Annotated in this window: 18 protein-coding genes; 11 read left to right on the forward strand and 7 right to left on the reverse strand. The window is 66.0% G+C overall.

Going from position 1 to position 20,084, the window contains the following annotated elements:
* Positions 1–67: 67 nt before the first annotated feature.
* Both MYCSP_RS21135 and MYCSP_RS21140 read left to right on the forward strand, forming a co-directional pair.
* Positions 68–1,249 (forward strand): DUF3068 domain-containing protein, encoded by a 1,182-nt coding sequence (locus tag MYCSP_RS21135; protein ID WP_088415018.1) that lies wholly within the window; start codon positions 68–70, stop codon positions 1,247–1,249.
* A gap of 52 nt (positions 1,250–1,301) precedes the next feature.
* A complete protein-coding gene (locus MYCSP_RS21140) occupies positions 1,302–2,939 on the forward strand; it encodes a hypothetical protein (protein WP_162266390.1) in 1,638 nt (545 codons plus the stop codon).
* Positions 2,940–3,013: 74 nt separating this feature from the next.
* Here MYCSP_RS21140 and MYCSP_RS21145 read toward each other — a convergent pair whose 3' ends face one another.
* Positions 3,014–4,243: a glycosyltransferase family 4 protein gene (locus MYCSP_RS21145; RefSeq protein WP_088415022.1), complete on the reverse strand. Its 1,230-nt coding sequence runs from the start codon at positions 4,241–4,243 to the stop codon at positions 3,014–3,016.
* A gap of 81 nt (positions 4,244–4,324) precedes the next feature.
* Here MYCSP_RS21145 and MYCSP_RS21150 point away from each other — a divergent pair, with 81 nt between their 5' ends.
* From MYCSP_RS21150 to mmsB, 6 genes are all read left to right on the forward strand, one after another.
* Positions 4,325–5,095, forward strand: a complete 771-nt coding sequence (locus MYCSP_RS21150; RefSeq protein ID WP_083014234.1) for a class I SAM-dependent methyltransferase — start codon at positions 4,325–4,327, stop codon at positions 5,093–5,095.
* Positions 5,096–5,190: 95 nt separating this feature from the next.
* Positions 5,191–6,351 carry a phosphotransferase family protein gene (locus MYCSP_RS21155; protein WP_083014231.1) on the forward strand — a complete coding sequence of 387 codons (1,161 nt, stop codon included), beginning with the start codon at positions 5,191–5,193 and terminating at the stop codon, positions 6,349–6,351.
* Positions 6,348–7,475 carry a hypothetical protein gene (locus MYCSP_RS21160; protein ID WP_088415024.1) on the forward strand — a complete coding sequence of 376 codons (1,128 nt, stop codon included), beginning with the start codon at positions 6,348–6,350 and terminating at the stop codon, positions 7,473–7,475. Before MYCSP_RS21155 ends, MYCSP_RS21160 begins: the two co-directional genes overlap by 4 nt.
* Positions 7,472–8,929, forward strand: coding sequence for an aldehyde dehydrogenase (locus tag MYCSP_RS21165; protein ID WP_088415026.1), 1,458 nt, complete (start codon positions 7,472–7,474; stop codon positions 8,927–8,929). Before MYCSP_RS21160 ends, MYCSP_RS21165 begins: the two co-directional genes overlap by 4 nt.
* Positions 8,930–9,010: 81 nt before the next feature.
* Complete coding sequence (locus tag MYCSP_RS21170; RefSeq protein ID WP_088415028.1) at positions 9,011–10,363, forward strand: MFS transporter; 1,353 nt, start codon at positions 9,011–9,013, stop codon at positions 10,361–10,363.
* A gap of 4 nt (positions 10,364–10,367) precedes the next feature.
* On the forward strand, positions 10,368–11,312 hold the full coding sequence (gene mmsB, locus MYCSP_RS21175) for a 3-hydroxyisobutyrate dehydrogenase (RefSeq protein ID WP_088415030.1): 945 nt from the start codon (positions 10,368–10,370) through the stop codon (positions 11,310–11,312).
* Here mmsB and MYCSP_RS21180 read toward each other — a convergent pair.
* Entirely contained in the window at positions 11,300–12,268 is a 969-nt protein-coding gene (locus MYCSP_RS21180; RefSeq protein WP_083014221.1) for a cytochrome c oxidase assembly protein, read from the reverse strand. The genes mmsB and MYCSP_RS21180 overlap by 13 nt on opposite strands.
* Positions 12,269–12,421: 153 nt before the next feature.
* Here MYCSP_RS21180 and MYCSP_RS21185 point away from each other — a divergent pair, with 153 nt between their 5' ends.
* A complete protein-coding gene (locus tag MYCSP_RS21185) occupies positions 12,422–12,646 on the forward strand; it encodes a hypothetical protein (RefSeq protein WP_070911819.1) in 225 nt (74 codons plus the stop codon).
* A 57-nt stretch (positions 12,647–12,703) separates the two neighbouring features.
* Here the strand turns inward: MYCSP_RS21185 and MYCSP_RS21190 are convergent, their stop codons facing one another.
* The 5 genes from MYCSP_RS21190 to MYCSP_RS21210 all read right to left on the reverse strand — a co-directional run bounded on the left by MYCSP_RS21190 (position 12,704) and on the right by MYCSP_RS21210 (position 18,435).
* Entirely contained in the window at positions 12,704–13,537 is an 834-nt protein-coding gene (locus MYCSP_RS21190) for an LLM class F420-dependent oxidoreductase (RefSeq protein WP_070911818.1), read from the reverse strand.
* Positions 13,538–13,593: 56 nt separating this feature from the next.
* On the reverse strand, positions 13,594–15,414 hold the full coding sequence (locus MYCSP_RS21195) for a phosphoenolpyruvate carboxykinase (GTP) (protein ID WP_088415699.1): 1,821 nt from the start codon (positions 15,412–15,414) through the stop codon (positions 13,594–13,596).
* Positions 15,415–15,566: 152 nt separating this feature from the next.
* Positions 15,567–15,932, reverse strand: coding sequence for a DUF6802 family protein (locus MYCSP_RS21200; RefSeq protein WP_088415032.1), 366 nt, complete (start codon positions 15,930–15,932; stop codon positions 15,567–15,569).
* Complete coding sequence (locus MYCSP_RS21205) at positions 15,929–17,374, reverse strand: hypothetical protein (protein WP_088415034.1); 1,446 nt, start codon at positions 17,372–17,374, stop codon at positions 15,929–15,931. The genes MYCSP_RS21200 and MYCSP_RS21205 overlap by 4 nt, the downstream gene beginning before the upstream one ends.
* Positions 17,371–18,435 carry an ERA-like protein 1 gene (locus tag MYCSP_RS21210; RefSeq protein WP_070911815.1) on the reverse strand — a complete coding sequence of 355 codons (1,065 nt, stop codon included), beginning with the start codon at positions 18,433–18,435 and terminating at the stop codon, positions 17,371–17,373. Before MYCSP_RS21210 ends, MYCSP_RS21205 begins: the two co-directional genes overlap by 4 nt.
* A gap of 134 nt (positions 18,436–18,569) precedes the next feature.
* On the opposite strand from MYCSP_RS21210, the gene trmB reads away from it, so the two are divergent.
* Together trmB and MYCSP_RS21220 are read left to right on the forward strand one after the other, a co-directional pair.
* Complete coding sequence (gene trmB / locus MYCSP_RS21215) at positions 18,570–19,364, forward strand: tRNA (guanosine(46)-N7)-methyltransferase TrmB (RefSeq protein WP_209435418.1); 795 nt, start codon at positions 18,570–18,572, stop codon at positions 19,362–19,364.
* Positions 19,361–20,050 carry an NYN domain-containing protein gene (locus tag MYCSP_RS21220; RefSeq protein ID WP_083336072.1) on the forward strand — a complete coding sequence of 230 codons (690 nt, stop codon included), beginning with the start codon at positions 19,361–19,363 and terminating at the stop codon, positions 20,048–20,050. The genes trmB and MYCSP_RS21220 overlap by 4 nt, the downstream gene beginning before the upstream one ends.
* Positions 20,051–20,084: the final 34 nt, after the last annotated feature.

Here is a 20,084-nt window from a genome sequence, read left to right on the forward strand (position 1 = left end):
CACAGGGTTACCGCACGTTAAGGAGGGTTCGGCGACCGATGAGGCGCTTGCGCGAAGAGGGTCAGCAGTGAACCGCGGGGTCATGATGCGTATCGCAGCGTGCGGGCTGCTGGGGCTCGGTTCGGCTCTTATCATCGCCGCACTGTTGCTGAGCACATACACCAGCAATCGGCTTGCGAAGATTCCGCTCGACTGGGACGCCACGCTGGTGAGCGAGGGCAAGGGCCGCGCTCTGGATCCCGCCTCGCTGTCCGGCCAGAAGTTCATCGCCGACCCGGACAAGCCACTGGTGCTGCAAGAGCAGATCACCACGGTCAGCCCCGCCGACGCCACCAAGGTCGGCCTGCAGGCCGGTATCACCCTGAAGCGCACCGACAAGCAGGGCGACGCCGGGCTGGTCCTGGCCACCGTCGACACCGTCACCGTGGACCGTCACACCGCCGAGGCCATCTCCAGCGATGACAACCCGGGTGGCAGCGTGCAGAAGCCGCGCGCCATCGAGGATGAGACACCGCCGACGACGATCGCGCTCAAGCACGAGGGGTTGAGCTACCGGTTCCCCTTCGACACCGAGAAGAAGACGTACCAGTACTTCGACGTGGTGGCTCAGCGGGCCTTCGACGCCAACTACACCGGCGAAGAGGACGTCAACGGACTCACCGCCTACCACTTCACCCAGAACGTCGGCTATGACGCCAACGGCAAGCTGGTGGAGCCCGTCGCGTACCCCTCGCTGTACGACAAGGACGAGGACTCCAAGGTGACGGCCCGTGCTCAGCAGTGGGGCGTGGAGGCCGAGCGCGAGGACGAAGAGATCACCATGACCCGCTACTACGCGGCACAGCGCGAGTTCTGGGTCGACCCGGTCAGCGGCATCATCGTCAAGAGCAAAGAGCATGCGCTGCACTACTACTCACGTGACGCGCTCAAGCCCGAGGTCCCGATGGTGGACTACACCGTGCAGTCCAACGACGAGACCGTCGAGAAGCAGGTGAAGGCGGCCCGCGATACCCGCGACAGCCTGTCCATCTGGTCGAACATCCTGCCGATCACCTTCGCGGCGCTGGGCGTCGTGGCGCTGGTCGGCGGCGGCCTGCTGGGGTCGTTCAGCCTGCGCGCCGAATCGGCCCTGATCGACCCCGGTCTCGACACGGTCGATCACGGGTTCTTCGGCCGTCGCGGTCCGGAGAAACCACCCGCCAGCGAGGCCGACACCGATAAGTTCCCGTCGCCCCGAAACCACCTCTAGCCGGGACGTCTTGCGCCGCACAGGCAATATCGCGCCGCTGTACGCGCTGGCCTTGGCGGCGGCGATCACCGCCCCGTTGGCGGCACCCGGCTATCTGCTGATCCGCGATGCCGTCTCGACGCCGCGCTCGTACCTGACCGATGCCGCACTGGGGGTCGGCGAGGCGGCACCGCGCGCCGTCCCGCAGGACTTCTTCATCGCGGTCGCCACCGTGTTGGTTGACGGCGGAATCCTGGTCAAAGCACTTCTCGCGCTCGGCTTATGGCTCGCAGGATGGGGCGCGGCACGTCTGGCCGCCCACCTGGTTCCCACTGCCGGCGTCCCCGGGGAGCTGGTAGCGGCCACCATCGCGGTCTGGAATCCCTATGTGGCCGAACGACTTCTGCAGGGGCATTGGAGTCTGCTGGTCGGCTATGGCTGTCTCCCCTGGGTCGCGCTGACCGTCCTGCGACTGCGCTCGCGGTCCGACGTTGTCTCGTGGTGCACTCTCGCCTTCTGGATCGCGCTGGCCGGATTGACGCCCACCGGAACCGTGCTGGCGCTCATCGTCGGGGTCGCCGTGGCAATCGATCGCCGGTCACGGCTTGGCGTGCTGACGATCTCTATGCTTGCGGCACTGCCGTGGCTGGTGGCCTCGGGCCTGGGAACCGCCGTACCCGCCGGGGATGAGGCCGGGGTCCACGCCTTCGCGGCGCGGGCCGAGCCGGGTCTGAGCACCTTGGGCAGCCTGGCCTCCCTGGGCGGCATGTGGAATGCCTCGGCGGTGCCTGCCTCCCGCACGACGCTGTTCGCGCTGGCCTTTTCGGCGGTGCTACTCATCGTGGTGGCAGTGGGCTCGGTGGTACTGTGGCGCAGCCGTACGGCGCTCGGACTGCTCGGCATTGCCCTTGTGGCCGTGGTTGTTCCGGCACTGCTGGCAACGGGGCCGGGGTTGAGCCTGACCACCTGGCTCATCACCGAAGTGCCCGGACTGGGCATCGTGCGCGACGGCCAGAAATGGGTGGCACTGGCGATGCCGGGGTACGCGGTGGCGGGCGCCGCGTCCCTCACCGTGCTTCGTGAACGTTCATCGCAATGCGTGGCGGCCGGGCTGGCCTGCGCCGCACTGGTGGCCACCCTGCCCGACCTGGCATGGGGTGTTGGCGGCCGGGTCGAGCCGGTGACCTATCCGGCCGGATGGACCGCCGTCGCCGCTCACATCAATGCCGAACCCCATCCCGTGGCCGTGCTGCCGCCGGCGGCCATGCGGCACTATCCATGGGGACCGTCGGCCATCCCGGTGCTGGACCCCTTTCCGCGCTGGATCCGCGCAGACACGGTGAGCAGCGGCGACCTGCGGGTCGACGGACAAGACGTGCGCGGGGACGGCAACCGCGGCCGCCACGTCGAGGAACTGTTGCGCGGCGGGGCCGCACCCCGCGAGCTCGCGGAACAGGGCATCGGCTGGGTTGTCGCGCAGGCGAACACCCCAGGCCAACAAGAGTTCTCGCCGTCATCGTTGGCGCAGCTCGAGCCGGTCTACCGAGACGGTGACATCGCGCTCTACCGGGTGCCGGGCCCGTGGACCCCCATCGGAGCGTCCCCGGGTCGTCGCACCACCGTCATCGCGGCGCATCTGGTGTGGATGGCACTACTCCTCGCGGGCGGCGCATCGGCCGCCGTTCGCCTGCGTGAGTCCCGACGAGCGTAACCACACGCACGTTTTCTCGCCCGGATCTGTACCTGCGGTTACTGTCGGCGAATCATGAACCGCAACAAACGATGTCAGGCCGGGACTTCGAGCTGCGGAGTCACGACGGGCTCGTCACCGATGATCCCCGACACCGGGACGCCGACAACCGCCGCCTTGAGGACCGTCGAAACGCCGGCCGCGCTGCGCTGCCAGGACAGATCTGCACAGCGGGCCCGTGCCGCCTCTCCCATGCGGTAACGAAGCTTGTTGTCCGCCAACAAAGTCGCGGTATGCCGGACGAACTCATCCTGATCGCGACACAGCAGGCCGGTGATGCCGTCGGTCACCGAGTCGGTGAGTCCGCCGGAGGAGCGATAGCCGATCGTGGGCACGCCGTGCTGCGCGGCCTCGGTGACCGCCAGGCCCCAGCCCTCCTTGCGCGAAGGCATCAGGTGCACCCAGGCGCGCTGCAGCACCCGATGCTTGGACTCTTCGTCAAGGTATCCGTGGAACGTCACCGCATCGGAAATACCCAGCCGGGCAGCATGTTCCACCAAACGATCCATCCACCAGCCATCGCCGACGACATCGAGGTGCACGTCGGGTACGTGGTCACGCAGCACCGCCAAGGTGGTCAGCGCGTGCTCGATCTGCTTGTGCGGCACCAAGCGCGACAGCACCACCGCACGCGGCGTCTCGCTGCGCGTGTCCAGTACATCACCGGAAGCATGGTGGGCAACCTGGTCGATGCCATTGCGCACCACCGCGATCCGCCCGGGCTCTATGCCCAGAGTCATCAGGTCGGATGCGGACGGCTGCGAGACCGTCAGATACTGGTTGCGTCGGTGCATCCGGGGGGACAGCCGCGATTCCAGCCACCAGCCCAGCCTGCCGACGAGCGGTCCGGCCACCGGCCACTGCTCCCGGTGACAGTGATGTACCAGCACCACCACGGGTGCGGTCACCACGGCGCCGGCGAAGAAGGGGATGCCGTTCTGGGTGTCGATGACGACGTCGGGGCGCAGGTCACGCAGCGCACCCAGACCCATCCGGCCGGCCAGCAGCGACAGCAGCGCCCGTGGGTACACCGTGAAACGGCCGCCCGCCCGCGAGATGTGCACTCCATCGACAACCTCACGGCGCGGGGCGCCCGGGTAGGCGGCACACCGCAGGGTCACTTTGACCCCGGATGCGGCCAGCTCAGCCCCGATACGCTGTAGGTATGTCTCGCTCCCGCCACCCTGAGGATGATCGGTATCGCGCCAGCACAGCATGAGGACCTCCCGCAGGAGGCCCGGCTGATCTGACAGTTCGCTAAACACCGCTAAGCACCCTAGGCCGTTAGGGTGGGCCTCCAGAAATTCCGTTTCCCTTAATAAGGAAACCGAGCAGAACGAGAACCCGTGCCGGAGATCACCGACGTATTTGCACATCGAGCCACCCTTCGACGTTCTACCAGCTTGTTGGCATCCTTCCGCTTTGAGCAGAGTGCGCCAGAGCGGTTCTACGGCACCGTGGCACAGGACACAGTTCACCTGGTCACAGACCTGTGGCGACAGGCGACCGACGACCGATTGCAGAACCGCACCGTGCTGGACGTGGGCGGCGGGCCGGGGTACTTCGCCTCTGCCTTCGTCGAGGCCGGAGCGCGGTACATCGGTGTCGAACCCGACCCCCGGGAGATGCATGCAGCGGGGGACGGCATCAGAGATCCGCGCGCGACGTATCTGCGCGCGTCCGGAATGGCCCTGCCGATAGCCGACGACAGCGTCGACATCTGCCTGTCCTCGAATGTCGCCGAGCATGTACCGGAGCCCTGGCGCCTCGGCACGGAGATGTTGCGGGTCACCCGGCCGGGCGGGCTGGCGATTTTGTCGTACACCGTCTGGCTGGGCCCGTTCGGCGGCCACGAAATGGGCCTGACGCACTACTTCGGGGGTGCCCGCGCCGCCCGCTGGTACACCCGCAAGCATGGCCACCCCCCCAAGAACAACTACGGGTCGTCACTTTTCCCGGTATCCGTGCGCGACGGGCTGCAGTGGGCCGAAAGCACCGGCGCGCTGGTCGGCGCATTTCCCCGCTACCACCCCAAATGGGCATGGTGGATCACCAGAGTTCCCGCTGTGCGGGAGGTTCTGGTGAGCAATTTGGTGCTCGTCCTGCGCCCCCGCTGAATCCAGAATTGCAACAGGTTCCACTTCCCCTGACTGCCCGGTAGTGTTGCGTGCGTCACGCAACGAGGCGGACATGAAACGGAAGTCACGACACCTTGACTGAGCAGACAGCGACGCATGAGGACGTTGCACGTCCCGCGGAATCTCAACGGGACCCGGAAACCTTGCGCGGCGCGCTCGCCGAGTGGATCTCCGCCCAACTGCCGGCCGATGCCGCGCTGAGCCTGGACCACGCGGAGCTGCCGAGCGCCAACGGCATGTCCAGTGAGACGATCCTCGCCGACGCACAGTGGACCGAGAACGGCCAGCGTGCTGCCCACCGCCTGGTGATCCGGACCGCGCCTCAGCCCGATTCGAGTCCGGTGTTCCCGAGCTATGACATGCGCCGCCAGTTCGACGTCATGGACACCCTGGGCCGTCATTCCTCCGCCGTGGTTCCGCCGGTGCGCTGGTACTGCGACGACACCACGGTGCTCGGCGGCGAGTTCTTCGTGATGGACCGGGTGGACGGCGAGGTGCCGCCGGACCGCATGCCGTACACCTTCGGTTCTTGGGTGACCGAGGCCGCCGAGGCCGACCGTCGCAAGATGCAGCGCCTCACCGTGGAGCAGCTTGCCCGCATCCACGCCGCACCGGTGGAGAACTTCTCCTTCCTCGACGACACCCGGGACGGCGAGACCGGCCTGGACGCCCACGTACGCCGCACCCACGAGTTCTACGAATGGGTGCGCGGCGACGGGCCGACGATCCCGCTGATCGACCGCGGCTTTGAGTGGCTGCGCGAGAGCTGGCCCGAGGAGTCTCTGTCGGGCGTGGGACGCCCCATAGATGTCGTCAGCTGGGGCGACTCGCGTCCAGGCAATGTCATCTACCGAGACTTCGAACCGGTGGCACTGTTGGACTGGGAAATGGCGGCCATCGGACCGCGTGAGCTGGATCTGGGATGGATTATCTTCCTGCACCGCTTCTTCCAGGACTTGGCCGAAGTGGCGACGCTGCCGGGTCTCCCGGACTTCTGCCGCCGCGAAGACATCGCCGCCGAATACGCCGCCCTCACCGGGCATCACGCCGCAGACCTGGACTTCTACACCGCCTACGCGGCATTGCAGCACGCCGTCATCATGGTGCGGATCCAGATGCGCGCCATGGCATTCGGGCAAGCGCAGATGCCGGACAACCCCGATGACCTAATCCTGCACAGGGCCACGCTGGAGAAGATGCTGGACGGGACCTACTGGGCGGGAATCAAGGCATGAGCCTGTCCCCCTTCGACGACTACCCCATCCACCAGATCGCCGATGTGGTGCGCCACGTCGGCACCTCGGACCGGAACTTCTACGACCGCTACTACTTTGGCTGCCACGGCGGCCGCGCCGACCTGCCGTATCTGATCACCGGACTGGGCGTCTATCCGAACTTGGGCGTCACCGACGCCTTCGCGTCGGTACGCAATGGCGACGACATCGTGGTGTTCCGGGCCTCTCGTGCGCTGGGTGACGACCGCGCCGATCTGAATGTCGGGCCGTACCGCATCGAGGTCGTCGAGGGCCTCAAGAAGGTGCGGGTCATCCTGGAGCCGGGTGACGACTATGACCTGGCTTTCGATATCACCTACACCGGCGAGATACCGGCGTCTCTGGAGCCCGGCCATTACCAGCGCCAGCTCGGCCGCGTCATGTTCGACACCTCCCGGTTTGCCCAAACAGGCACCTGGACAGGACAACTGACGATCGACGGCACCACCCACGAGCTGGACGGCGTCAACTGGTCGGGTAACCGCGATCGATCCTGGGGCATCCGTCCAGTCGGTGAGGGTGAGCCCGCCGGACGGCGTGCCACGCTGGCCGGTGGCTTCTTCTGGCTCTACAACGTGATCTCGTTCCCCGAGTACTCGATCGTGTTCATCAATCAGGAGGATGAGCACGGCAACAAGGTGGTCAGCGGCGCGCGGCGGGTGTGGCGCGATCCGTCGAAGGGGATCGAGGAGCTCGGTCCCATCACACACGACATCACCCTGATTCCCGGCACGCGCGAAGCGCGTTCGGCGGTAATCACGTTGGGCGACATCACCATAACGGCCGATATCGTGCTGCCGCACTATTTCGGCTTCGGCACCGGGTACGGCCTGGACCCGGACTGGCGCCACGGCATGTGGCAGGGCGACCTCGTCGTGCAGGGCAAGCGGTACAAGACCGCGGAGCTCGATGCCACGCTCAAACTGCTGTGCCCCGTCGACAATCTCGCGACGTTCCGGCTGGTCGAGAACGGCGTTCAGACCCACGGCAGTGGACTGTTCGAGTTCGGGCCCATAGGCCCGCATAAACCCTCCGGCTTTACCGGGTTCGTTGATACACATCAGGAAAGAGACAACGATTCATGACCAATTACGACAAGCTCTTCATCGGTGGCGTCTGGACCGAGCCGGCCACCGACCAGGTGATCGAGGTCATCTCGCCCGCCACCGGCCAGAAGGTGGGCCAGTGTCCACTGGCCTCCCCCGCCGATGTCGATGCCGCGGTGAGCGCCGCCCGCCGCGCCTTCGACGACGGCCCGTGGCCCAAGCTGACCCCGCACGAGCGGCAGGCCGTACTGCAGAAGGCTGTGTCGCTGCTGGAGGCCCGCAAGGACGAGATCTGCAAGGCCATCGCCGACGAGACCGGTGCTCCTCCCATGGTCATCGAGACGCTGCAGTGGATGGGTGGCTTTGGCGCCATCCAGTACTACGCCAACGCCGCCGACGCCGTGAAGTGGAAGGAGCTGCGCAACGGCGCCTACGGCCAGACCGTGGTAACCCGCGAACCCGCCGGTGTGGTGGCCGCCATCGCGGCCTGGAACGTGCCATTGTTCCTGGCGCTCAACAAGATCGGACCGGCCTTCCTCGCGGGCTGCACCGTGGTGCTCAAGCCCGCCGCGGAGACCCCGCTGTCGAGCTTCATCCTGGCCGAGGTGTTCGCCGAAGCGGGCGTGCCCGAGGGCGTGCTGTCGGTGGTGCCGGGTGGAGCCGAGACGGGCCGGGCGCTGACCAACGATCCCGACGTCGACGTGTTCAGCTTCACCGGCAGCACCGCCGTCGGCAAGGAAATTGCAGCGATCGCCGCCAAGAACCTCAAAAAGGTCACGCTGGAGTTGGGCGGTAAGTCCGCGGCCATCGTGCTGGAGGATGCCGACCTGGCAGCAGCGCTGCCGATGCTGGTGTTCTCCGGCTTGATGAACGCCGGCCAGGGCTGCGTCAACCAGACCCGGGTGCTGGCACCGCGGTCGCGGTACGACGAGGTGGTGGATGGCATCGTCGGCATGGTCTCGCTGATGGGTGTCGGCCTGCCCGACGATCCCGCCACGCAGGTCGGCCCGCTGATCACCGAGAAGCAGCGCGCCCGCGTCGAGGGCTACATCGCCAAGGGCATCGAGGAAGGCGCGCGGCTGGCCTACGGCGGCAAGCGCCCCGAGGGGTTGGACGGCGGATACTTCGTGCAGCCAACGATTTTCGCCGATGTCGAGAACTCGATGACCATCGCACAGGAGGAGATCTTCGGCCCGGTGCTGTCGATCATCGCCTACGACTCCGTCGACGAGGCCATCAAGATCGCCAACGACTCCAACTACGGCCTCGCCGGCAGTGTGTGGACCACCGATGTCCCGAAGGGCCTGGAGGTGGCGGCGCAGATCCGTACCGGGACCTACGGCATCAACTGGTACGCCTTCGACCCCAGCTGCCCGTTCGGCGGCTACAAGCAGTCGGGTATCGGCCGAGAGAACGGGCCCGAGGGTATCGAGGAGTACTGCGAGCTAAAGAGTGTGCTCCTGCCGATGGGGTACACCCTCGATTCGATCTGATCCGCCGACACGCCGTCTCCTGGCGGATACGTCTCGCACAAGTTCGCCACGAGACGGCGTGTCGCTGGATAGGTTGGCGCAATGTCGCTGACCGCACCCCCGGACGAGCCCCAACCCGCGCCTGTGTCCGGTCTCCGCAAGGTGGTTGCCGCGTCCATGGCGGGCACTGTCGTCGAGTGGTACGAGTTCTTCCTCTACGCCACCGCGGCCACCCTCGTCTTCAACAAGGTCTTCTTCCCCGCCACCGGGGACGACCTCGACAACATCATCAAGGCCTTCCTCACCTACGCGGTCGGGTTCGTCGCCCGTCCCATCGGCGGAATCGTGTTCGGGCACTTCGGAGATCGCTACGGACGCAAACACCTGCTGCAGATCGCGATCGTGCTGGTGGGTGTCGCCACCTTCCTCATGGGTTGCCTGCCGACGTTCGCCCAGGTCGGCTACGCCGCCCCCATCCTGCTGGTGGTCCTGCGGTTCGTCCAGGGCTTCGCGGTGGGCGGCGAGTGGGGCGGCGCCGTGCTGTTGGTGGCCGAGCACTCTCCCGATTCACAACGCGGGTTCTGGGCCAGCTGGCCGCAGGCGGCGGTGCCGCTGGGCAACCTGCTCGCCACTCTGGTGCTGCTCACGTTGTCCTGGACCCTGTCGGACTCCGCGTTCCTGGCCTGGGGGTGGCGCGTCGGGTTCTGGCTGTCGGTCATCATCGTCGCGATCGGGTACTACATCCGTACTCGGATATCCGACGCGCCCATCTTCCACGAGGCCCGCAAGGAGATCGAGCAGAACAAGGCCAGCTCCTACGGGGTTGTCGAGGTGTTCCGCCGGTATCCGCGCGGCGTGTTCACCGCCATGGGCCTGCGGGTGGCCGAGAACATCCTCTACTACATGGTGGTCACCTTCTCGATCACCTATCTCAAGATCCAGCTGCACATGGACACCAAACGAATCCTGTTGCTGCTCTTGATAGCTCACGTGGTTCAGGCGGTCGCGCTGCCGATCGTGGGCCGGTACACCGACATCGTCGGACGCCGTGCGCCGTACGCCCTCGGCGCGGTACTGGCCGCCGGGTGGGGCTTCATCGCGTTCCCGATGTTCAACACCCGCGACGACTGGGTGATCCTGGCGGCCATCGTGATCGGACTGCTCGTGCACTCATTGATGTTCGCCGGGCAACCCGCGATCATGGCCGAGATGTTCCCCACCCGCATGCGCTATTCCGGGGTGTCGGTGGGTTATCAGGTGACGTCGATCTTCGCCGGATCGCTGGCTCCGGTCATCGGCACCGCACTGCTGAGCAGGTACCACAGCTGGGTGCCGGTGGCGATCTACCTGGCAGCCGTCGCTCCGATCACGCTGTTCGCGGTGTGGTCACTGCCGGAAACCAGGGGCACCTCACTGCACGAGCTCGATGCCGCCGACAGGGCGCGATTACATTGACACCATGACTGTGTCTGATTCTCTTCGCGCAAGCGGCTCATCGACCTATGGCTGGATCGGTTTGGGGAACATGGGCGGGCCAATGGCGGCCAACCTGGTAGCGGCCGGGCACACGGTGCGCGGTTTCGATCTCTCGGGTGACGCGTTGGCCGCCGCGGAGGCCAGGGGCGTGACCGCGGTGGAGGAGATCGCCGAGGTGCTGGCCGGCGCCGAGGTCGTGTTCACCATGCTGCCCAAGGGCGAGCATGTGCGCTCCGTGTTCGAAGGCCCCTACGGAATCTGGGAAAACGCCTCGCCGTCAACGCTTCTGGTGGACAGCTCCACCGTCGACATCGAAACCTCGCGATACTGTCACGCCGAATCGGCCCGGCGGGGGTTCCGATTCGTCGATGCCCCGGTCTCCGGCGGGATCAGCGGCGCGCAGGCCGCCACGCTGTGCTTCATGCTCGGTGGCGATCTCGAAAGTGCCGGTGCGGCAACCGACTACATCAAGCCCATGGCGGGACGAGTGATCCACGCGGGCGACGGCGGTGCCGGGGTGGCGGCCAAGATCTGCAACAACATGATGCTGTTCATCGACATGATGGCCAACTCCGAGGGCTCCCAGCTGGCCGAGCGACTCGGCCTGGATCCCAAGGTGTTCTGGGAAATCTGCTCGGTGTCCTCGGCGCGGTCCTGGGCGCAGCAGACTTGGTATCCGGTGCCAGACATCATCGAATCCGCTGCCGCCAACCGCAACTTCGATGCCACCTTCACTGTCGACTTGGCGCACAAGGATGCCCGCCTGGCGTTGGCCGCCGGAGAGGCGACCGGCGTCAAGCTGCCGGCCGCGACCATGGTGACCGAGCAGTTCCAGCAGCTCATCGACGAAGGACTGGGCGGCAAGGACTGCTCGCTGATCGTCAAGTACGCCACACCCGACGGTTCGGCGCGCGGCTACGCGCCCTGACCCGGTTCCTCGCCGTGCAAGTGCCGCAAGAAGCGGTTATACGAAGCTAATTCGTCTTCCTGACGGGCATCGTCGGCCTCGCGGGCCTCGGTTTCCTCCTGCTCCTCGCGCCGCCATCTGACGGCGAAGATCAGAGTGGTGGCGAGCGCGATGGGCTCGCCGTACGACCAGGCCAGCGCGCCGGCCACCGCTTGATCCTTCACCGGGTCGACGCCCCACTCGGCCGGCGGGTTGGCGAAGAGGCCGATCAACGGCCTGGGGGCCATCATCAGGACGACACCGATGAACACGTGCAGCGGCATCTCGACGAAGATGTCGAACATTCGACCCAGGTTGGTCTGCCGGATCGGCAGCGGATCGGTCGACAGGATCGGAATGGCGAATAGCAGGCCGCTGACCAAAAAGAAGATCTCTAATCCGTTGTGTCCCAACCAGGTAGCGGCAATAGTGTCGAACAACTGCGACAGGTACAGGCCGTAATAGCTGAAGAGGAACAGCGGGATGGTCACGGCGGGGTGCAGCAGGAATGCGGCGGTCCGGCTACGCAATCCGGCCAGCGCGGCGCCCAGCACTCGCCTGCCAAGCCCATGATGCGGCGTCGACCGCAGCAGCAGCCGCCCCGGCGAGCCCAGGATCAACAAGGGCGGCACCAGGATGGAGAGGGTGAGCTGCTGGAACATGAAGGCGCTGAACAGCCGGAAGCCGTAGCGCTCGATCGACAGCCCCATGACCGCGCCCAAGATCAGGCATCCGGACAGGAAGCACACCGTCGACCACCACGGCCAGGTGCGCCCCATCCGGCGCAGCCGGACCACGCTCGTCACGTACCAACCGGCCATCAGTACCGCGACTACCGGCAGCACCGGGATGGTCGGCGGGTTCCATGCAAGCAGGGACCACACGGACGGGGGTTCGGCCGGGATACCGGTCAGCCCGGTGAAGATCGCCTGGTTCATTAATTGCATTATGCGCATATTTGAATGAACTGACCATTCGGGGTCGCAAGCGGCCGTTCATCTGCAGTTCGGATCGTCGCTAGCCAAACGGCACTGGTTCACAGCTTCGGTAACTAGGGTGCGCGACGGGTGGGGCAAACCACAGGAGGAACTATGGCTGTATCCGTGAATCTCGAGAAGGCACTCGACAAGGCCTACGAGAACAAGGACCTCAAGGACGTCCTCGACGCACCCCCGTCGGCTCTCGCCGGTCTCACCGAGAAGCACGACGCGGCGCTGAAGGAGGCTCTGAACATCTCCACCGTGCGCGAGCTGGGCACCAACAAGTACATCGCGGTCGCCGCGGCACTGGCCGCTCTGGAGGCCAAGACCGGCTAAAACCCTGACCGAGAAGGCATCTGCGCAGACAACCACTGCGTAGATGCCTTCTGGCCGTCAGCCGCGAAGCGCCTCCGCCAACGGCTCCAGCACGGCCGGGTCATACGGCGGGGGCAGGTAGATGATCGCCAGATCGAGGCCCTCGGCACCCAACGCGGCAGCCTCGTCGACAACCTTCGCGTAGTCGCGATCCTCGCCGAGCCTGATATGGGCCGACAGCGTGATCTCGGCCGGATCCCGTCCGATGTCGCCGCAATGCGCGGCCAGCACATCGCGCTTGCGCGCGAACTCCTCGGGCGGTCCCCCCACGAAGTTCCAGTGCTGCGCGTACTTGGCGGTGATTCGCAGCGTCCGCTTCTCTCCGCTACCGCCGATGCAGATCGGCGGGTGCGGGCGCTGCGGACCCTTGGGCTCGTTGCGCGCGTCTTTCAGTTGGTAGAACTTGCCGTCGAAGTTCGTCGTCTCCTGGCTCAGCAGACCGGTGAGCACCTCGCAGGCCTCTTCGAACCGGTCGAAGCGCTCCTTGATGCTGCCCAGCTCGATGCCGTAGGCACCGGACTCTTCCTCGTTCCAGCCGGCGCCGATGCCCAGTTCCAGGCGGCCACCGGACACGATGTCCAGTGCCGAGGCCATGTTGGCCAGTACTGCCGGGTGCCGATAGTGGATGCCGGTCACCAACACCCCGACCCGTAGCCGCCGGGTGGCCTGCGCGAGCGCGGTGAGCGTTACCCAGCCCTCCAGGCACGGCCCGGTGGAGTCCGAGAAGATCGGATAGAAGTGGTCAAAGGTCCAACCGGACTCGAAGACGTCGATCTCGTCGGCCACCTTCCAGATGGCCAGCATGTCGTCCCAGGTGGTGTTCTGCGGAGATGTCTTGAACGCGAAGCGCATTCCACAACCCTAGGCAGAATTCACCTGGAGTGTCGACCAGATCAGTTCGGAAACCGCTACCCGAGTCGTTGTTTCAGGGCGTCGAACTCGTCCTTGACGCCGGTCGGCAGCTTGTCGCCGATGAACTCGAACCACTCCTCGATGAGTGGCAGCTCCGCGAGCCACTCGTCGTTGTTGACGGCCAGCGCCTCGGCCACGTCGGCCTCCTCGACGTCCAGACCGGACAGGTCCAGGTCCTCGACCCCCGGGACGGTACCGATCGGGGTCGACACACCGTTGGCACGGTGCTCGATCCGGTCGACGATCCACTTGAGCACGCGGCTGTTCTCACCGAATCCGGGCCACAGGAAGCGGCCGTCATCGCCACGGCGGAACCAGTTGACGAAGAAGACCTTCGGCAACTTGGACTCGTCGGCTTGCTTGCCGACGCTGATCCAGTGGTTCAGGTAGTCACCGACGTGGTAACCCATGAACGGCAGCATCGCCATCGGGTCGCGGCGCACGGTGCCGACCTTGCCCTCTGCAGCCGCGGTCTGCTCCGAACCCAGTGTGCCGCCGATGAATACGCCGTGCTGCCAGTCGCGGGCCTCGGTCACCAGTGGCACGGTCGTCTTGCGGCGTCCGCCGAACAGGATCGCCGAGATCGGCACGCCCTGCGGGTCATCCCACTCGGGAGCCAGGATGGGGCACTGGGACATCGGGGTGCAGTAGCGCGAATTCGGGTGTGCCGCTTTGGTCTCGGTCTCCCGCAGGACCCAGTCCTGGCCCTTCCAGTCGATCAGGTGCTCCGGCTCGCCCTCCAGGCCTTCCCACCACACGTCGTTGTCATCGGTACGCGCGACGTTGGTGAAGACGGTGTTTCCGGCCTCGATGGTCTTCATGGCGTTGGGGTTCGAGCTCCAGTTGGTGCCCGGCGCCACGCCGAAGAAGCCGAACTCCGGGTTGACGGCGTACAGGCGGCCATCCTTGCCGAAGCGCATCCAGGCGATGTCATCACCCAAGGTCTCTGCACGCCAACCGGGGATGGTCGGCTGGATCATGGCGAGGTTGGTCTTGCCACAGGCCGACGGGAAGGCCGCAGCCACGTAGTAGGCCTTGTTCTCCGGCGAGATGAGCTTGAGGATCAGCATGTGCTCGGCGAGCCAGCCTTCGTCGTGAGCCATCGCCGAGGCGATGCGCAGCGAGTAGCACTTCTTGCCCAGCAGCGCGTTACCGCCGTAACCCGACCCGTAGGACCAGATTTCGCGGGTCTCGGGGAAGTGGGTGATGTACTTGGTGTCATTGCAGGGCCACGGCACGTCTTGCTGGCCCGGCTCCAGGGGGGCACCGATCGAGTGCAGGGCCTTGACGAAGAATCCGTCCTCGCCCAGCTTCTCCAATGCGGCGGCACCCATGCGGGTCATCACGCGCATGGAGACGACGACGTACTCCGAGTCGGTGATCTCCACACCCAGCTTGGGATCGTCGGCGCCCAGCGGACCCATGCAGAACGGCACCACCCACATGGTGCGTCCGCGCATGCTGCCGCGGAAGAGCTCGGTCATGGTCCCGCGCATCTCGGTCGGGTCCACCCAGTTGTTGGTGGGGCCGGCATCCTCTTCGCGCTCGGAGCAGATGTAGGTCCGCGATTCCACGCGGGCGACGTCCGAAGGATCCGACAGCGCCAGGAACGAGTTGGGGTGCTTCTCGGAGTTGAGCCGCTGGAAGGTGCCCGCGTCCACCAGCTGCTGAGAAACGCGTGCGAACTCCTCATCGGAACCGTCAGCGAACACGACGCGATCAGGTTGTGTCAGCTCAGCGACCTCGCGAACCCAGGCGAGCAAGCCCGCGTGCTTCGTCGGAGCGTTGTCAAGACCGGGAATGGTCGCTGCTGTCATCGAGAGCATCTCCTCTGTGGGTACGCAGGGCCGCACGGGCGCAGGTGGGCACCTAGATATATGAGGTTAGCGCTGGCTCTGTTCAGCGTGAAACGGGGTTGGTGCGTATCCATCAATACACGCGCGTCGGCGCTCGTATTGGTGGGACCGAGTTACTTGCCGCCGACGCGGCCGTGCTCGATGAGCTCCCAGTGCGCACCCGCTCCGCGGGCCCAGGTCTCATATGTTCCGTCCGCCCCGAAGGTGGTCACCTTGTCGGCGATGCCGTCCTCATCGAGGTCGGAGACAACGGAAAGCCCAGTCGATCCATCCGACGGATGCAGGGTGACGGTGTCGCCGATGCCGTCATGATCGGTGTCGATGAGGTCCCTGCCCAGATCCACCAGCCCGCCGTCCGTCGGCAAGTACATGTGGTGATCGACGTGCAGATCCGGATTGAGGGCATGCCCGGGCTCGGGCACTCCTTCCTCCAGCCCCCCAAGGCCTCCACCGAAACCCTGGTCAAAACCGTCGATCATGACGTCATATTCTCGTCGCTTCTGCCGATCGCGTCCAGCCGTTCGGTCACTTTGGTTAGCGCCTTGTGCACCGATGGCAGGTCACGGTTGCGCAAAGCCGTTGCCCGTGCGGTGTTCATGGCAGCTTCACGCAGCTCGGAGTCGATTTGTCCCACCCGGGCGGCCAGCTTGTCGTTCTCGCGTTCGTCGATCTCCACGAGGTCGGCGTTCAGCCGGGTCTCCACCTCCAGCACGCGCGCGGCCACCCACTGCTCCAGATACGCACGCAGCTCCCCCATGGTGTCGCCCAGCCAACGGTCCAGCACCGTCCGGTCGTGCAAGAGCCCGCGCACCGCCACCAACCACACCGCGATGCAGGCCCCGGCCACCAGTCCCACCGCCAAACCAACCAGTGCCAGCCCCGGCCACGCGTAGGCCACCAGCCGCGAGACCGTCAACGCCGCGCCCAACCCGAAGAACACTCCGAACAGCGCCATCATCCGGGTCTCCAGACGCCGTGACCGCACAGACGGATCCCCCGCTTCGGGCGGCACCGGGCGGTTCGAGCTGGGCCGCGGCGCGACCCAGCGCTGGGTCACCTCGGCGGAAACTTCGGCAAGGTGCTCTTCGGTGCCCTGCTCGACCTCGGCGACCACCTCTGCCATGCGTCGTCGCACCCGGTCACCGAAGCCTGCGACATCGCGGCGCTTCAGTTCGGCGATGTCCTCGCGCAGCTCGCCGCCCACCGACCCGACCCGCTTGCGCGCGAAGTACAACAGGGTCATGCGGGCCTGCGCAATGCGGTTGCGCAATGCCAGGGTGCGTTCGGACTTACCGGAACGTGTGCGCCGCACCGCGGCCTGCCGCTGATTGCGCAACTCGTCGGCGCGCGCGCCCTCGCCGGCCTCCGGCGGCACGTTCAACATTCCTTGCAGACGAGTCGCCCAGGCACGCAGCCGGTTTCGCTCTTCCAGCCCGGGTTCCCGGCGGATCTCACGCACCGCCCGTACCAGGTCGTCGAGCCCCGGTGCGCCACCGCGCGTCGACACTCCGAGCCAGGTGATGCCGCTGAACCGGGAATCGTGCTGGGCCAAGATCTCACGGTTCCGCTTCATCACGTCGCGCCAGGACTGGTGCACATCGATCTTGGAGACCACCGCGATGAGCGCATCGGTGTTGGCAGCGGCCAACTGAATCAGACCGCAGTCCGACGGCGTCAACGGCGCGGTTCCGCTGCACACGAAGACCACCGCACCCGGCGCCTGTCCATGCCGCAGATCTTCGGGTTCGACGATGCGGATCCCCGACATCCGTGATGTCAGCTCGGCGGCCAGCGTACTCGCGCCGGCCAGCCAGCTTCCGGTGACCATCACGGAGTCTTGGAGCTCCACGCCGAGTGGACCGAGCGCCGGATCCACCGTCAGCACCAGCTCGTCGACCTGTCTGTCTGTGGACGTGTTCATGCGCGCCCTCCCGCGCGTCGCCACAGCCGCAGCGACCCCCGCACGATGTCGGTGCCCATCGCGGCGTACGTGGCGTTCACCGGGCCGGTGGCGAACCGCTGCCAATGCTCGGCGCGGTACCGATGATCTTCGGGGTGATCGCTGCGCTCCACCGGTATGCCTGCGGCCGTGGCGGCGTCCACCGCGCACTGCATCGCAGCCACCACCACGTCGTCGCTGTTCAGAAAGGAATCGATCTGCATCGGCAGTACACCGGTGACTCCAATCTTGCGGAGTTCGGCCAGCACCGTGCGCATCCGCCGATACCAACCCTGGGCGACGGCGGCGCGGATTGCGTCCACCACCGCGTCGATGCCCGACAGGTCGCGCAGCAGCGAGGTCAGTCCGGGAGCCGCCAGGCTGGGGACCTGCCGCAGGGCCCCGATCGCGCATCCCATCGGATACAGGTCCAGTTCGTGCAGGAGTCGCTGCCGCATCGCCACCGGCACCTCGTGAGTGCAGGCGACAAAGGCGTCGACGGAACTGGTGTCGGCCGGGTTGTCGACCATCAGCTTGAGGGCCTCGACCATGCCGTCGTCCAATGTGACCAAGGGGACGTGCGCAGACAGCGGTAGCGTCGGCACCCGTGTCTCGGCGCGGTACTGGACGCAGCGCTCCACCGCGGCGGTCCAGGGCCCACGCGCGGCGCCAGGATCGGTCAGATCGGCCTTGTTGAGAATCAACACCTTGGGTGCGCTCGATGCCTCCAGAACGGCACGATCTTCGGGCTTGAGCGCCTCCGCGAAAACCACGATGTCCACGTCGGCTGTCAATGGTTCCGACGGAATCGGCACCTCGATGAGTGCGTGCCCTGGCCCGTCTTCGACCGGCAGGGTGCGGCCCAACGCGGCGATCACGCTGGTGACGCCCACCCCGGCGCGACCCCGGACGGTGACCCGCAGCGGATCCCCGGCCCGCACCGCGACATCGTGAATGCGCTGGCCACCATGGACCTGGCGAACCTCCGGACGCGTCGTGAACCGGTCCAGCGTCGCCCGGAAGACCTCGAACCCCCGCGTCATTGTTGCTTTTCCAGACCCAATCTCATCGCATGTACGCCAAATGCTCACATTGTCACCTGATCCGGTGGAGGGTTCCACCCTGGTAGGCAACTGTTGAGTATCAATCCGCGCTGGGATTATGGGATCTGCCGCCTATGGGTGACGATGGAAAGATGCGTTGTGACGGCCAGGAGAGGGGCGTCGGACCAGCTACCGACGAGCTCCAGAGAACCGTCAGTGCTCCGTCCGCCGATCAGAACCACCATCCCCGCCGCGTCTCGAGCTTCAGATCGCGCGGCTCCTCGCTGTCCGAGGGGCAGCAGAAGGCCTGGGACAAATCGTGGCCGACGTATGGCCGCCTGGCCCGCGAGGCCGACGGCTCCTGTCCGCCGCTGGACCCCGCCGCATGGTTCGGGCGCAGCGCCCCGCTGATTCTCGAAATTGGTTGCGGGACAGGAACATCTACCGCCGCAATGGCGTTGGAGGAGCCCGCATTCGACGTGCTTGCGGTCGAGGTCTACCGCAAGGGCCTGGCCCAGCTGCTCTCGGCGATCGATCGTGAGGGCATCGAGAACATCCGGCTTATCCGCGGCGACGCCCTGGACGTACTGGAGTACCTGCTGCCCTCGGGGTCGCTGACCGCGGCGCGGGTCTTCTTCCCCGATCCGTGGCCCAAGTCCCGTCACCACAAGAGGCGGCTGCTGCAACCGGGCACGGTGGCACTGCTCTCGGACCGGCTCCGGCCGGGCGGCACACTGCATGTGGCGACCGATCACGCGAACTACGCCGAACATATCGCCGAGGTCGGGGACAACGAACCCACTCTGCGACGCCTCGAACTGGGCGATCCCCGCATCCCGGTCTCAGTGAACCGGCCCACCACCAAGTTCGAAGGCAAGGCGCACACGGTCGGCAGCACCATCAACGACTTCGTCTGGGAGCGATTGTGAGCCTGGCCGTGGAGGACGCCGCCTGCAGCACCTCGGCCATGGACGAATCCGACCGCCGACGCCGGGTACTGCGGGTACTGCTGGTGTGGGACGCACCGAACCTCGACATGGGACTGGGAGCCATCATCGGCGGCCGCCCCTCGGCAGAGAACCGGCCGCGGTTCGACGCGCTGGGCCGTTGGCTGCTGGAGCGCACCGCCGCCTACTCGGCGGATCACCCCGATTGCCTCGTGGAGCCCGAGGCCACCGTCTTCACCAATATCGCGCCGGGCAGTGCCGAAGTGGTACGCCCATGGGTCGAGGCGCTGCGCAACGTTGGGTTTGCGGTATTCGCCAAACCCAAGATCGACGAAGACAGCGACGTCGACGCCGACATGCTTGCTCATATCGAGCTGCGGTCCGCCGAGGGCCTGGCCGGGGTGCTCGTGGCCTCGGCCGATGGCCAGGCTTTCCGCGAACCGCTGGAAATAATCGCCGGTGACGGGGTGCCCGTCAGTGTGCTGGGATTTCGCGAACATGCGAGTTGGGCGCTAACCTCGGATATTCTGGAGTTCGTCGATCTCGAGGACATACCTGGAGTTTTCCCCCGAGCATTGCCGCGGGTGTGTCTAGATTCGCTCCCCGACGAAGGCGCCTGGTTGCAGCCATTCCGACCGTTGTCGGCATTGCTCACGTCCAGGACATGAAAACCGGCGCGTGAGAGACGCTAGTTAGGAGATT

Origin of the sequence: Mycobacteroides saopaulense, assembly GCF_001456355.1 — a bacterium.
Classification (GTDB): Bacteria; Actinomycetota; Actinomycetes; order Mycobacteriales; family Mycobacteriaceae; genus Mycobacterium; species Mycobacterium saopaulense.

Bases quoted from the DNA above. Each gene is read 5' to 3' on its own strand.
- MYCSP_RS21160 (WP_088415024.1), top strand. From the start codon at position 6,348: ATGAGCCTGTCCCCCTTCGACGACTACCCCATCCACCAGATCGCCGAT.
- MYCSP_RS21165 (WP_088415026.1), top strand. From the start codon at position 7,472: ATGACCAATTACGACAAGCTCTTCATCGGTGGCGTCTGGACCGAGCCG.
- MYCSP_RS21170 (WP_088415028.1), top strand. From the start codon at position 9,011: ATGTCGCTGACCGCACCCCCGGACGAGCCCCAACCCGCGCCTGTGTCC.
- mmsB (WP_088415030.1), top strand. From the start codon at position 10,368: ATGACTGTGTCTGATTCTCTTCGCGCAAGCGGCTCATCGACCTATGGC.
- MYCSP_RS21180 (WP_083014221.1), bottom strand. From the start codon at position 12,268: ATGAACCAGGCGATCTTCACCGGGCTGACCGGTATCCCGGCCGAACCC.
- MYCSP_RS21185 (WP_070911819.1), top strand. From the start codon at position 12,422: ATGGCTGTATCCGTGAATCTCGAGAAGGCACTCGACAAGGCCTACGAG.
- MYCSP_RS21190 (WP_070911818.1), bottom strand. From the start codon at position 13,537: ATGCGCTTCGCGTTCAAGACATCTCCGCAGAACACCACCTGGGACGAC.
- MYCSP_RS21195 (WP_088415699.1), bottom strand. From the start codon at position 15,414: ATGACAGCAGCGACCATTCCCGGTCTTGACAACGCTCCGACGAAGCAC.
- MYCSP_RS21200 (WP_088415032.1), bottom strand. From the start codon at position 15,932: ATGATCGACGGTTTTGACCAGGGTTTCGGTGGAGGCCTTGGGGGGCTG.
- MYCSP_RS21205 (WP_088415034.1), bottom strand. From the start codon at position 17,374: ATGAACACGTCCACAGACAGACAGGTCGACGAGCTGGTGCTGACGGTG.
- MYCSP_RS21210 (WP_070911815.1), bottom strand. From the start codon at position 18,435: ATGACGCGGGGGTTCGAGGTCTTCCGGGCGACGCTGGACCGGTTCACG.
- trmB (WP_209435418.1), top strand. From the start codon at position 18,570: ATGGGTGACGATGGAAAGATGCGTTGTGACGGCCAGGAGAGGGGCGTC.